Here is a 12,752-nt window from a genome sequence, read left to right as displayed (position 1 = left end):
GGAAAGGGCTCGGTGAATGGACCGGCTTCAGCCAGCCGCGACGACCAGCGGCACGTCGACCTCGGCCAGCAGCTGCGCGTAGGGCTCGGGCGGCGGCGCGTCGGTGTAGACGCGGTCGAGGTCGGCCAGCCGGCCCAGCTCGACCATCGCCGGCCGGTTGAACTTGCTCGCGTCGGCCGCCAGCCAGACCTCGCGCGACTGCGCCACGATGGCCTGCGAGACCTTGACCTCGCGGAAGTCGAAGTCGCGCAGCGTGCCGTCGGCCTCGATGCCCGAGATGCCGATCACCGCGATGTCGACCTTGAACTGGCGGATGAAGTCGACCGTGGCCTCGCCGATCAGGCCGCGGTCGCGCGGGCGCAGCAGGCCGCCGGTGACGATCACCTCGCAGTCCGGGTTGTCGGCCAGGATGCCCGCGACGTTCAGGTTGTTGGTGATGACGCGCAGCCCGCGGTGCTGGAGCAGTTCCAGCGCGACCGCCTCGACCGTCGTGCCGATGTTCATGAACAGCGAGCTGCCGGCCGGCACGTCGCGCGCGATCGCCCGGGCGATGCGCTGCTTGCCGTCGGCGTGCAGGGCCTGGCGCTGGCGGTAGGCGATGTTCTCGGTGGTCGACCCGGGCAGGCGCACGCCGCCGTGGAAGCGCGACAGCAGGCCGGCCTCGGCCAGCAGCTTCACGTCGCGCCGGACGGTCTGCAGCGTGACGCCGAAGCGCTCCGCCAGCGCCTCGACGGTGGCCGACCCGCGCGCGCGCACCTCGGCCAGCAGCTCGGCCTGACGGGGGTTCGGATTCATGGGGGGCGAGCCTAGCCCAAGCCGAAACGAACCCGCTTGCGGGTTATTCCGGTGATGACACGGTGCTTTCGCGCAGCTACAAAGAAAAAAAGCGAATCGAAACGATCACCAACGAACCGCACGGAGTTGTTGAACTTGAGCCGCCCGCCCGCCCCCGCCGAACACGCCTCCACCACGATCTCCACGCCGCGCAGCGACGACCGCGCCGGCTGCGACGTGCTCGTGGTGGGCGGCGGCATCAACGGCTGCGGCATCGCCCGCGACCTGGCCGGGCGCGGCTGGCGCGTCACGCTGGTCGAGGCCGACGACCTGGCCTCGCACACCTCGTCGTCGTCGACCAAGCTGATCCACGGCGGCCTGCGCTACCTGGAGTACTACGAGTTCAACCTCGTGCGCAAGGCGCTGCAGGAACGCGAGGTGCTGCTGCGCAGCGCCCCGCACATCATGTGGCCGCTGCGTTTCGTGATGCCGCTGCAGCCCGAGGGCAGCCTGCTGCGGCCGGCCTGGCTGATCCGCCTGGGGCTGTTCCTGTACGACCACCTGGCGCGCCGCGAGGTCCTGCCCGGCTCGTCGGGCATCGACCTGCGCCGTCACCTGGCCGGCGAACCGCTGCAGCCGCAGTTCCGGCGCGGCTTCATCTACTCGGACGGCTGGGTCGACGATGCCCGGCTGGTGGTGCTCAACGCGCTGGACGCCCAGGCGCACGGCGCACAGGTCCACACCCGCACCCGCTGCGTCGGCGCCGAACGCGACGCCAGCGGCTGGAACGTCACGCTGCAGGGCCCTGACGGCACGCGCCGCACGCTGCGCGCCCGGGCGCTGGTCAACGCGGCCGGCCCGTGGGCGGAGGCCTTCCTGCGCGGCGTCGCCCGCCCGGCCGGCGGCGAGACGCTGGCCACGCGCCACCTGCGGCTGGTCAAGGGCAGCCACATCATCGTGCGCAGCCGCTTCGCCCATGACCCGGCTGCACCGCACGCCTACATCTTCCAGAACCCCGACAAGCGGATCATCTTCGCCATCCCCTACGAGGGCGACTACACGCTGATCGGCACCACCGACGTCGAACTGCCCGGCACCGATCCGGCCGGCGCGCGCATCGACGACGACGAGATCGCCTACCTGTGCGCCCAGGCCACCAACTACTTCCGCGAGCCGGTCACGCCGGCCGACGTGGTCTGGCACTACAGCGGCGTGCGCCCGCTGCTGGACGACGAATCGGGCAACGCCTCGGCCGTGACGCGCGACTACCTGCTCGAAGCCAACGACGAGGCCGCGCCGCTGCTGAGCGTCTGGGGCGGCAAGATCACCACCTTCCGCAAGCTGGCCGAGGACGCCGCCGAGGACATCGGCCGGATGCTCGGCGAACGCCGCCCGGCCTGGACCCGCGACGCCCCGCTGCCCGGCGGCGACCTGTCCGGCTGGATCGGCCCGGCGCAACGCCCGGACACCGACTTCGCCCGCTTCGTCCAGGCGGTGCGCCAGCGCCACCCGTGGCTGCCGCCCGCGCTGGCGCACCGCCTGGCACGCGCCTACGGCAGCCGCATCGACGGGGTGATCGGCCACGCCGCCACGCTCGCCGACCTGGGCGCCGAGGTCGCCCCCGGCCTGCACGAGGCCGAGCTGCGTTTCCTGCAACGCAGCGAATGGGCCGTCAGTGCCGACGACGTGCTGTGGCGCCGCTCCAAGCTCGGCCTGCACCTCGATGCGCCGCAGCGCGCGGCGGTGGCCGAGTGGCTGGCGGCGCATCCGGCCGATCTGAACGAATCCCCGAACACCACCGCATCCAGAAAGGCTGCCTGATGAAACTGGCGCTGGAGGGCATCACCCGCAAGGTAGGCCCCGCCGATTGGCTCTACGCGATGGACCTGCAGCCGCAGCCCGGCGCGGTCACCGTGCTGCTGGGCGCGACCCAGGCCGGCAAGACCAGCCTGATGCGGATCATGGCCGGGCTGGACGTGCCCAGCACCGGCCGCGTCACGGTCGACGGCCTGGACGTGACCGGCGTGCCGGTGCGCGAGCGCAATGTCGCGATGGTCTACCAGCAGTTCATCAACTACCCGTCGTTCACGGTCCACGACAACATCGCCTCGCCGCTGAAGCTGCGTGGCGAGAAGGGCATCGACGCCCGGGTGCGCGAGATCGCCGCGCGGCTGCACATCGAACCCTTCCTGCCGCGCCTGCCGGCCGAGCTGTCGGGCGGCCAGCAGCAGCGTGTCGCGCTGGCCCGTGCGCTGGCCAAGAACGCGCCGCTGATGCTGCTCGACGAGCCGCTGGTCAACCTCGACTACAAGCTGCGCGAGGAGCTGCGCGAGGAACTCGGCGCGCTGTTCGCGGCCGGCGAGTCGACCGTCATCTACGCCACCACCGAACCCGGCGAAGCCCTGCTGCTGGGCGGCTGGACCGCCGTGATGGATGCCGGCGAGCTGCTGCAGTACGGCCCGACCGCCGACGTCTTCCACGCCCCCGCGTCGATCCGCGTGGCGCGCGCCTTCAGCGACCCGCCGATGAACCTGATCGCCGCCGAGGCGGTCGACGGCGGCGTTCGGCTGGCCGGCGGCGCCGTGCTCGCGCTGGCCCTGCCGGCCGTGAACGTGGGCGGGAACGCCCTGACGGTGGGCGTGCGCGCCAGCGCGCTGCGCCTGCAGGCACGGCCCGGCGACATCGCCATTCCCGGTCAGGTGGAACTGGCCGAGCTGTCGGGCTCCGACACCTTCGTGCACGTCGCCACGCCGGCCGGCGAGCTGGTCGCGCAGCTCACCGGCGTGCACGACTTCGAGCTGGGCAGCGCGATCACGCTGCACCTCGCGCCGCAGCAGGTCCACGTCTTCGACGGTCGCGGCGAGCTGCTGCTCGCACCGCCGCGCCGCACCGCGCAAGGACATTGAGATGGCCCGCATCGACCTCGACCTGGCGCACAGCTACCGCCCCACCCCGACGCAGGACAGCGACTACGCGCTGCTGCCGCTGAAGATGAGCTTCGAGGACGGCGGCGCCTACGCGCTGCTCGGCCCCTCGGGCTGCGGCAAGACGACCATGCTCAACATCATGTCGGGGCTGCTGGTGCCCTCGCAGGGCCGGGTCACCTTTGACGGTGTCGACATGACGCGCGCCACGCCGCAGCAGCGCAACATCGCCCAGGTGTTCCAGTTCCCGGTCATCTACGACACGATGACCGTGGCCGAGAACCTGGCCTTCCCGCTGCGCAACCGGCGCGTGCCCGAGGCGCAGATCCGCCAGCGTGTCGGCCAGATCGCCGAGATGCTGGAGATGAGCCACCAGCTCGACCAGCGCGCGGCCGGCCTGTCGGCCGACCAGAAGCAGAAGATCTCGCTGGGCCGGGGCCTGGTCCGCTCGGACGTCAGCGCGGTGCTGTTCGACGAGCCGCTGACCGTCATCGACCCCCACCTGAAGTGGCAGCTGCGGCGCAAGCTCAAGCAGATCCACCGCGAGCTCAAGCTGACGCTGATCTACGTCACGCACGACCAGGTCGAGGCCCTGACGTTCGCCGAGCAGGTGGTCGTGATGACCCGCGGCCGGGTGGTCCAGCTGGGCTCGCCCGATGCGCTGTTCGAGCGCCCGGCGCACCGCTTCGTCGGCCACTTCATCGGCTCGCCGGGCATGAACTTCCTGCCGATCCGCTGTGCGCACGATGGCCGCTCACTGCGGCTGGAGGCTCACGCGCTGAGCCTGCCCGACGGCATCGCCAACCTGCCCGAAGGCGAGCTGCTGCTGGGCGTGCGGCCCGAGTACCTGGCGCCCTGCGCGGCCGATGCGCCCGGTGCCGTGCCGGCCGAGGTCGTCAAGGTGCAGGACGTCGGCACCTGGTGGCTGGTCAGCGCGCGCATCGGCGGCCACGAGGTCAAGGTCCGCCTGAACGCCGACGCCGACGTGCCGGCCGCCGGCCGTTCGCTGTGGCTGCAGGTGCTGGGCCCGCACACCTGCTTCTACAACCACAACGAGGCGCTCATCGCATGAACAAGCCCGTCAACCAGAAGGCCTGGTTCCTGATCCTGCCGGTCTTCCTGTGCGTCGCCTTCTCGGCGGTGCTGCCGCTGATGACCGTCGTGAACTACTCGGTGCAGGACATCATCTCGCCCGAGCGGCGCGTGTTCGTCGGCACCGAATGGTTCGCCGCCGTGATGCGCGACGAGGACCTGCACGCCGCGCTGTGGCGCCAGCTGACCTACTCGCTGTCGGTGCTGGCCGTGGAGATCCCGCTGGGCATCGCGCTGGCGCTGTCGATGCCGGCGCAGGGCTGGAAGGCCTCGGCCACGCTGGTGGTGGTGGCCCTGTCGCTGCTCATCCCCTGGAACGTGGTCGGCACGATCTGGCAGATCTACGGCCGCGCCGACATCGGCCTGCTGGGCGCGACGCTGCAGGCGCTCGGCTTCGACTACAGCTACACCGGCAACGCCACGCACGCCTGGGTCACCGTGCTGGTGATGGACGTCTGGCACTGGACGCCGCTGGTCGCGCTGCTCTGCTACGCGGGGCTGCGCTCGATCCCCGATGCCTACTACCAGGCCGCCCGCATCGACGGGGCCAGCAAGCTCGCGGTGTTCCGGTTCATCCAGCTGCCCAAGATGCGCGGCGTGCTGATGATTGCCGTGCTGCTGCGTTTCATGGACAGCTTCATGATCTACACCGAACCCTTCGTGCTGACCGGCGGAGGGCCGGGCAACGCGACCACCTTCCTCAGCCAGTACCTGACGCAGAAGGCGGTCGGCCAGTTCGACCTCGGTCCGGCGGCGGCCTTCTCGCTGATCTATTTCCTGATCATCCTGCTGCTGTGCTTCATCCTCTACAACTGGATGCAGCGGGTCGGCCAGGCCGAGAAGGAGGGCGGCCATGACTGAGGCACGTTTCCAGAAGCGGACGGTCTTCCTGATCGTCTACATCGTCTTCGCCATCCTGCCGATCTACTGGATGACGACGATGTCCTTCAAGACCAACGAGGAGATCCTCTCCAGCTTCTCGCTCTGGCCGCAGCACTTCACATGGGCCAACTACCGGACCATCTTCACCGACGTGTCCTGGTACTCGGGCTACATCAACAGCCTCATCTACGTCGCGATCAACACGGTCATCTCGGTGGGCGTGGCACTGCCGGCGGCCTATGCCTTCAGCCGCTACAGCTTCCTGGGCGACAAGCACGTCTTCTTCTGGCTGCTGACCAACCGCATGACGCCGCCGGCGGTCTTCCTGCTGCCCTTCTTCCAGCTCTACACGACCGTCGGGCTGATGGACACGCACCTGGCGGTGGCGCTGGCGCACCTGGTCTTCAACGTGCCGCTGGCGGTCTGGATCCTGGAAGGCTTCATGAGCGGCATCCCGCGCGAGATCGACGAGACGGCCTACATCGACGGCTACACCTTCCCGCGCTTCTTCGTGACCATCTTCCTGCCGCTGATCAAGGCCGGCGTCGGCGTGGCGGCCTTCTTCTGCTTCATGTTCAGCTGGGTCGAGCTGCTGCTGGCGCGCACGCTGACCAGCGTCAACGCCAAGCCCATCGTCGCGACGATGACGCGCACCGTCAGCGCCTCCGGCATGGACTGGGCCACGCTGGCCGCCGCCGGTGTCCTCACGATCGTGCCCGGCGCGATCGTCATCTGGTTCGTCCGCCACTACATCGCAAAAGGCTTTGCGATGGGCCGGGTCTGAAAGGAATCGCCATGTTCGACTGGATGGCATGGACGCTCCCGGTGGCCGTCTTCTTCATCTGCATCGCGCTGATGCTGGTGGGCATGACGGTCTGGGAGATCCGCTCGCCCACCACCCTGCGCAAGGGGTTCCTGCCGATCGCCACGACACGCGGCGACCGGCTGTTCATCGGGCTGCTGAGCGCCGCCTATCTCAACCTCGTGTTCATCGGCCTGGCCGGGCGTGTCGCCGGCTGGCTGAGCCTCGATCAGGAACCCAGCATCTGGGTCAGCTTCGTCGCCTCGATGGGGCTGCTCGTGCTGATCATGCGGCGCGGCTGACGCGCCGACACCCGCCCGTCTCGACGGATCCGGCCCGACGCTTCCCCGGGGCCGTTCCAGATCACATCAAGGGGAAGCGCTCCGAGGAGACAAGTCCATGTCCATGTCCATGTCCATGACGATGAAGACGCGATACACCGCCGTCGCACTGGCCGCCGCCGCCGCGCTGGCCAGCGGGGTGGCCCGGGCCGGCGAGGCCGAGGCCAAGAAGTGGGTCGACAGCGAGTTCCAGCCGTCGACGCTGAGCAAGGACCAGCAGATGGCCGAGATGAAGTGGTTCATCGACGCGGCCAAGAAGCTGCAGGCCAAGGGGGTCAAGGAGATCTCGGTGGTCTCCGAGACCATCACGACGCACGAGTACGAGTCCAAGACGCTGGCCAAGGCCTTTGCCGAGATCACCGGCATCACCGTCAAGCACGACCTGATCCAGGAAGGCGACGTGGTCGAGAAGCTGCAGACCTCGATGCAGTCGGGCAAGTCGATCTACGACGGCTGGATCAGCGACTCCGACCTGATCGGCACGCACTACCGCTACGGCAAGGTCCTCAACCTGACCGACTACATGGCCGGCGCGGGCAAGGAGTTCACCAACCCGGGCATCGACATCAATGACTTCATCGGCACCAAGTTCACGACCGCCCCGGACGGCAAGCTCTACCAGCTGCCCGACCAGCAGTTCGCCAACCTGTACTGGTTCCGTGCCGACCTGTTCGAGCGCAAGGACCTGAAGGACAAGTTCAAGGCCAAGTACGGCTATGACCTGGGCGTGCCGCTGAACTGGAGCGCCTACGAGGACATCGCCGAGTTCTTCACCAACGACGTGAAGACCATCGACGGCAAGGCCATCTACGGCCACATGGACTACGGCAAGAAGGACCCGTCGCTGGGCTGGCGCTTCACCGACGCCTGGCTGTCGATGGCCGGCACCGCCGACATCGGCGCGCCCAACGGCCTGCCGATCGACGAGTGGGGCATCCGCGTGGCCGACGACAAGTGCACCCCGGTGGGCGCATCGGTCGCCCGTGGCGGCGCGACCAACTCGCCGGCCGCCGTCTACGCGCTGACCAAGTACGTCGACTGGATGAAGAAGTACGCGCCCAAGGAAGCCACCGGCATGACCTTCGGCGAGGCCGGTCCGGTCCCGGCGCAAGGCCAGATCGCGCAGCAGATCTTCTGGTACACGGCCTTCACCGCCGACATGACCAAGCCGGGCCTGCCGGTGGTCAACGCCGACGGCACGCCGAAGTGGCGCATGGCCCCCGGCCCGAACGGCCCGTACTGGAAGCAGGGCATGCAGAACGGCTATCAGGACGTGGGCAGCTGGACCTTCTTCAAGGACCACGATGCCAACAAGACGGCCGCCGCCTGGCTCTACGCCCAGTTCGTGACCGCCAAGACCACCAGCCTGAAGAAGACCACGGTCGGCCTGACGCCGATCCGCGAGTCCGACATCCAGAGCAAGGCCATGACCGACCTGGCGCCCAAGCTCGGCGGCCTGGTCGAGTTCTACCGCAGCCCGGCCCGCGTGGCCTGGTCGCCCACCGGCACCAACGTGCCCGACTACCCGAAGCTGGCGCAGCTGTGGTGGAAGAACGTGGCGCAGGCGGTCACCGGCGAAAAGACCCCGCAGGGTGCGATGGACACGCTGGCCGACGAGATGGACCAGGTGATGACCCGTCTGGAGCGCGCCGGCATGGCCAAGTGCGCGCCCAAGATGAACCCCAAGAGCGATCCGTCCAAGTGGCTGAGCGACAAGGCCGCGCCGTGGAAGAAGCTGGCCAACGAGAAGCCGAAGGGCGAGACCATCGCCTACGACTCGCTGCTCAGCGCGTGGAAGGCTGGCAAGGCGCGCTGAACCGCGCCCTGATGTGAGGTTCCGGGAAGGACGCCGCCCCGCGCGGCGTCCGCAAGGCGGTCGGCAGTCTCCCCGACCGCCTTTTTTCATGCCCGCGCGGGCTGGCGACCGGGCTCAGCAAGTGCGTCGCCGGAGGGCGACGAGTCTTGAACCCCTCACCCTACCCTCTCCCGCAAGGGGAGAGGGGCTCTTGCCTCGTGTTGATCGGTGTTCTTGTGGTGGCTCATTCGATGAGCCAGTCAACTCACGACAAGTGCGTCGCTGGAGGGCGACGGGGAATGGCGCCCTGCCGGCAACCACCCCGTCAGGCTACGCCTGCCACCCCTCCGGAGGAGGGGAATGAAGACACGTTGCCGGAGGCAACGCCGTTGTCCTGCCGGCACGTCACCGCCCCAATTCCCCTCCTCCGGAGGGGTACGCCGTAGGCGGGGGGTGGTGGTTTTCGGGCTCTGGCTTCCTGCCACCAAACCACCCCGTCAGGCTGCGCCTGCCACCCCTCCGGAGGAGGGGAATGAAGACACGTTGCCGACGGCAACGCCGTTCGGGTCAGTGGCCGTGCCGGCGCAGCGTCTGCGACGGCAGTTCGCCGAACAGGCGGCGGTAGTCCTCGGCGAAGTGGCCGAAGTGCCAGAAGCCGTACTGCGTCGCGGCCTCGGTGACCGAGCGGGCGTGCTTGAGTTCGCGCCGCACCGCGTCGAGTCGCAGCGTCGTCAGCCAGGACAGCGGGCCCATGCCCCAGGTGGCCTGGAAGGCGTTCTGCAGCGTGCGCCGGCTGACGCCCAGTGCGTGGCACAGCTCGGCCACCGACGGCGGCTCGCCGAGCCGGTCGGCGACCAGCGCGGTGGCGCGGGCCGTCAGCGCCGCGTGCGAGGTCGGCGCGAGGCGGGCGCCGGCTTCGGCCGCTGCGGAACGGGCCGGCGTCAGCACCGCCGCGATGCGGTCGAGCAGCTGGGTGCGCACCTGCTGGTGCAGCGGCCCCGAACTGGCGCGTGCGGAACGGGCCGCGCAGCCGAACAGGTCGATCAGGAAGCCGCGCAGCGCGTCCATCGCCAGCGGGTCGACGCGGCGCAGGTGGGCGCTGTCGGCCAGGCCGTTGCCGGTCGCGTCGCGGCGGTCCGATGGCGTGCGCACATGGGTGTCGAACAGGCCCCGGTCGACCTCGATGCCGATCATCAGGTGCTGCGGCGGCGAGCGGAACTCGAAGCCGTTGCCACCGCTGAAGACGTGCAGCGCGTCGACCGCATCGGGCTGGCCGCAGAACAGGGCCTCGCCGTCGAGCTGCAGCGGCACGCCGAGCGCGACGACGTCCGGGCGGACCCAGCCGGACTGGTGCACCGACTGGCGCAGGTCCTCGATGAACAGGCCGATGCCGTCGAGCCGCAGCCGCTGGACCTCGCCGACGAAGCGGCCGGCCGACAGCTGCAGGTAGCGCTGGTTCCAGCCGTCGAGCGCGGCGGCCTGGTCGTCGATGTCGGCGTGGCTCTCGCAGGACCAGCCGCTGGTCGGCCGGGCGACGGAGGTGTCGGGCGTGACGGGCAGGTTCGGGTCCATGCGGGGAAACGAGCAACGGCCGTGCCACGGATCTCGCGGCCTGCTTGCCGAAACGGGATTGTTCGGGCTGACCGCTGCGTGAACCAATCCACACATACCCGCCGGTACTCGCTCGCCGGCAGGGGGCCCGCAACGGAGAACCCCGTGAACAGTCCATCGACGACCCACGACGACGACCTGAAGGTGCTGCACAGCATGGGCTACGCCCAGGAGCTGGCGCGCAACATGAAGGGCTTCCAGAACTTCGCCATCTCGTTCTCGATCATCTGCATCCTGTCGGGCGGCATCAACTCGCTCGGACAGGGCATCAGCGGCCTGGGCGGCGGCGCCATCGGCATCGGCTGGATCATCGGCTGCGCCGTCACGCTGATCTTCGCGCTCGGCATGGCGCAGATCGGCTCGGCCTACCCGACCGCCGGCGGCCTGTACCACTGGGGTTCGATCCTGGGCGGACGCGGCTACGGCTGGCTGACCGCCTGGCTCAACCTGCTGGGCCTGGTGACGGTGCTGGGCGCGATCAACGTCGGCACCTACAACTACTTCATCGGCGCCTTCGGCCCGACGCTGGGCCTGGAGACCAGCTTCGGCCTGCAGGCGGCCTTCGTCATCGGCATCACGGTGCTGCAGTCGCTGATCAACCACGTCGGCATCCGCGCCACGGCCCGGCTGACCGACCTGTCGGGCTACCTGATCTTCGCGGTCGCCGTCGGCCTGACCCTCGCGCTGCTGGCCTACGCGCCAAGCTGGGACTTCTCGCGCCTGGTGACCTTCAAGAACTACAGCGGCCCGGCCGGCGGCGACGTCTGGCCGGCCACCGACAGCACGCTGCTGCTGTTCGGCCTGGGCCTGCTGCTGCCGATCTACACGATCACCGGCTTCGACGCCTCGGCCCACACCGCCGAGGAGACGCAGAACGCCGCGAGCGCCGTGCCCAAGGGGATCATCAACTCGGTGATCTGGTCGTCGCTGTTCGGCTGGCTGATGCTGAGCGCCTTCGTGCTGGCGATCCCCGACATGGACAAGGCGGCGGCCAGCGGCTGGAACGTCTTCTTCGACACGCTCAACGCCATCCTGCCGGGGCCGCTGAAGCAGCTGCTCTACCTGCTGATCCTGGTCTGCCAGCTGATCTGCGGCCTGGCCACGGTGACCTCGGCCTCGCGCATGATCTACGCCTTCGCCCGTGACGGCGGCCTGCCGGCCTCGGCGAAGCTCAAGACGGTGCACCCGACCTTCCGCACGCCGGTGGCGGCGATCTGGACCGCTGCGGTCATCTCGATCGCCTTCACGCTGTACACGCCGGCCTACGCGACCATCGTGTCGGTCACGGTGATCTTCATCTTCCTGTCCTATGGCCTGCCGGTCATCGCCGGCCTGTTCGCGATCGGCAAGACCTGGACGACGATGGGCCCGTGGAACATGGGCGCGGGTGCCTACCGCGTCGTCGGCGTGCTGGCCATCGTGGCCATCGCGGCGATCTTCTACCTCGGCGTCCAACCGCCGAACGACGCGGCGCTGTGGATCACCGGCGTGTTCCTGGCCATCACCGCCGTGGTGTGGTTCGGCTTCGAGCGCCGCCGCTTCCAGGGCCCGCCGGTCGGCGAGGAGGTGCTGCGCCGGCAGGCCGAGATCGCCGCCGCCGAACGCGCGCTGCAGGTCACCGACTGAGCCGGCCGACGCCGCGCACGCCGTCATGGCCGATCGACTGAAGGACAAGGTGGCGCTGGTCTCCGGCGGTGCCACCGGCGTGGGCGGCGCGGCCTCGCGGCGGTTCGCCCGCGAAGGCGCGCGGGTCGCCGTGCTGGACATCAACGCCGAGCAGGCCGAGGCCACGGTGCAGGCCATCCGCGAGGCCGGCGGCGAGGCCTGCGCGGTCATCGCCGATGTCTCGCAGGCCGCGCCGGTGCAGGCCGCCGTCGACGCGGTGCTGGCGCGCTGGGGCCGCATCGACGTGCTGTTCAACCACGCCGGCAGCATCGTCGTGAAGCCCTTCCTCGACACCACCGAGGACGAGTGGGACCGGCTGATGGCGGTCAACGTGAAGAGCATGTTCCTGGTCACGCGGGCGGTGCTGCCGTCGATGCTGGCGCAGGGCAAGGGCGCGATCGTCTGCACCTCGTCGATCTCGGCGGTGGCGGGCACGCCGATGGAGGTGCTCTACGACACCACCAAGGGCGCCTGCCACATGTTCGCGCGGGCCATCGCGGTCGAGTACCGCGACCGCGGCATCCGCTGCAACGCGGTCTGCCCCGGCTTCATCCGCACGCCGCACGGGCTGCGCGAGGTCGAGGCGCTGCAGCGGCTTGGCGTCGACGTGTCGGACGCGGCGCTGGCCGTCGCGCAGGGCCGCATCTGCGAGCCCGAGGAAGTGGCCGCCGCCGCGCTGTTCCTGGCGAGCGACGAGGCCAGCTTCGTCAACGGGACCCACCTGTTCGTGGACAACGGCTTCACGGCGGTCTGAAGCAGCGGTCTGACACGGCACGTCCGGCAGGCGACAGCCCGGGTCGACGCGGGCGGCGAAACTGTGGACATGACCGCCCGCTTCCTCAACCGCGCGTCCCGCGCGCCCCGCT

11 protein-coding genes are annotated in these 12,752 nt (G+C 69.5%); 9 read left to right on the top strand and 2 right to left on the bottom strand.

Going from position 1 to position 12,752, the window contains the following annotated elements; all coding sequences use genetic code 11:
• Positions 1-27: 27 nt before the first annotated feature.
• Positions 28-795: a DeoR/GlpR family DNA-binding transcription regulator gene (locus ACWA7K_RS18500; protein WP_456163066.1), complete on the bottom strand. Its 768-nt coding sequence runs from the start codon at positions 793-795 to the stop codon at positions 28-30.
• A 54-nt stretch (positions 796-849) separates the two neighbouring features.
• On the opposite strand from ACWA7K_RS18500, the gene glpD reads away from it, so the two are divergent.
• The 7 genes from glpD (at position 850) to ACWA7K_RS18465 (ending at position 8,631) form a co-directional block, all read left to right on the top strand.
• Complete coding sequence (gene glpD, locus ACWA7K_RS18495) at positions 850-2,595, top strand: glycerol-3-phosphate dehydrogenase (RefSeq protein ID WP_456163064.1); 1,746 nt, start codon at positions 850-852, stop codon at positions 2,593-2,595.
• A complete protein-coding gene (locus ACWA7K_RS18490; protein ID WP_456163062.1) occupies positions 2,595-3,680 on the top strand; it encodes an ABC transporter ATP-binding protein in 1,086 nt (361 codons plus the stop codon). The genes glpD and ACWA7K_RS18490 overlap by 1 nt, the downstream gene beginning before the upstream one ends.
• A 1-nt stretch (position 3,681) precedes the next feature.
• Positions 3,682-4,770, top strand: coding sequence for an ABC transporter ATP-binding protein (locus ACWA7K_RS18485; RefSeq protein WP_456163060.1), 1,089 nt, complete (start codon positions 3,682-3,684; stop codon positions 4,768-4,770).
• Positions 4,767-5,651: a carbohydrate ABC transporter permease gene (locus ACWA7K_RS18480; RefSeq protein WP_456163058.1), complete on the top strand. Its 885-nt coding sequence runs from the start codon at positions 4,767-4,769 to the stop codon at positions 5,649-5,651. Before ACWA7K_RS18485 ends, ACWA7K_RS18480 begins: the two co-directional genes overlap by 4 nt.
• The gene (locus ACWA7K_RS18475; protein ID WP_456163056.1) at positions 5,644-6,456 is read left to right on the top strand and encodes a carbohydrate ABC transporter permease; all 813 of its coding nucleotides are present in this window, start codon (positions 5,644-5,646) and stop codon (positions 6,454-6,456) included. Before ACWA7K_RS18480 ends, ACWA7K_RS18475 begins: the two co-directional genes overlap by 8 nt.
• 11 nt (positions 6,457-6,467) lie before the next feature.
• Positions 6,468-6,776, top strand: a complete 309-nt coding sequence (locus tag ACWA7K_RS18470; RefSeq protein WP_456163054.1) for a DUF2160 domain-containing protein — start codon at positions 6,468-6,470, stop codon at positions 6,774-6,776.
• Positions 6,777-6,897: 121 nt separating this feature from the next.
• Complete coding sequence (locus ACWA7K_RS18465; protein WP_456168865.1) at positions 6,898-8,631, top strand: ABC transporter substrate-binding protein; 1,734 nt, start codon at positions 6,898-6,900, stop codon at positions 8,629-8,631.
• 546 nt (positions 8,632-9,177) lie between these two features.
• Here the strand turns inward: ACWA7K_RS18465 and ACWA7K_RS18460 are convergent.
• Positions 9,178-10,182, bottom strand: coding sequence for a helix-turn-helix domain-containing protein (locus tag ACWA7K_RS18460; RefSeq protein WP_456163052.1), 1,005 nt, complete (start codon positions 10,180-10,182; stop codon positions 9,178-9,180).
• Between the two features lie 144 nt (positions 10,183-10,326).
• On the opposite strand from ACWA7K_RS18460, the gene ACWA7K_RS18455 reads away from it, so the two are divergent.
• Both ACWA7K_RS18455 and ACWA7K_RS18450 read left to right on the top strand, forming a co-directional pair.
• Complete coding sequence (locus ACWA7K_RS18455) at positions 10,327-11,847, top strand: amino acid permease (protein ID WP_456163050.1); 1,521 nt, start codon at positions 10,327-10,329, stop codon at positions 11,845-11,847.
• Positions 11,848-11,872: 25 nt separating this feature from the next.
• Positions 11,873-12,640, top strand: coding sequence for an SDR family NAD(P)-dependent oxidoreductase (locus tag ACWA7K_RS18450; protein WP_456163048.1), 768 nt, complete (start codon positions 11,873-11,875; stop codon positions 12,638-12,640).
• Positions 12,641-12,752: the final 112 nt, after the last annotated feature.

The sequence above is a fragment of the Leptothrix mechoopdaensis (SeqCode) genome (assembly GCF_053893855.1).
The sequence above is the reverse complement of the archived record's forward strand: the minus strand, read 5'-3'. Positions and strand labels throughout refer to the sequence as shown.

Bases quoted from the DNA above. Each gene is read 5' to 3' on its own strand.
- ACWA7K_RS18475 (WP_456163056.1), top strand. From the start codon at position 5,644: ATGACTGAGGCACGTTTCCAGAAGCGGACGGTCTTCCTGATCGTCTAC.
- ACWA7K_RS18450 (WP_456163048.1), top strand. From the start codon at position 11,873: ATGGCCGATCGACTGAAGGACAAGGTGGCGCTGGTCTCCGGCGGTGCC.
- ACWA7K_RS18500 (WP_456163066.1), bottom strand. From the start codon at position 795: ATGAATCCGAACCCCCGTCAGGCCGAGCTGCTGGCCGAGGTGCGCGCG.
- ACWA7K_RS18460 (WP_456163052.1), bottom strand. From the start codon at position 10,182: ATGGACCCGAACCTGCCCGTCACGCCCGACACCTCCGTCGCCCGGCCG.
- ACWA7K_RS18465 (WP_456168865.1), top strand. From the start codon at position 6,898: ATGAAGACGCGATACACCGCCGTCGCACTGGCCGCCGCCGCCGCGCTG.
- ACWA7K_RS18470 (WP_456163054.1), top strand. From the start codon at position 6,468: ATGTTCGACTGGATGGCATGGACGCTCCCGGTGGCCGTCTTCTTCATC.
- glpD (WP_456163064.1), top strand. From the start codon at position 850: ATGACACGGTGCTTTCGCGCAGCTACAAAGAAAAAAAGCGAATCGAAA.
- ACWA7K_RS18490 (WP_456163062.1), top strand. From the start codon at position 2,595: ATGAAACTGGCGCTGGAGGGCATCACCCGCAAGGTAGGCCCCGCCGAT.
- ACWA7K_RS18485 (WP_456163060.1), top strand. From the start codon at position 3,682: ATGGCCCGCATCGACCTCGACCTGGCGCACAGCTACCGCCCCACCCCG.
- ACWA7K_RS18480 (WP_456163058.1), top strand. From the start codon at position 4,767: ATGAACAAGCCCGTCAACCAGAAGGCCTGGTTCCTGATCCTGCCGGTC.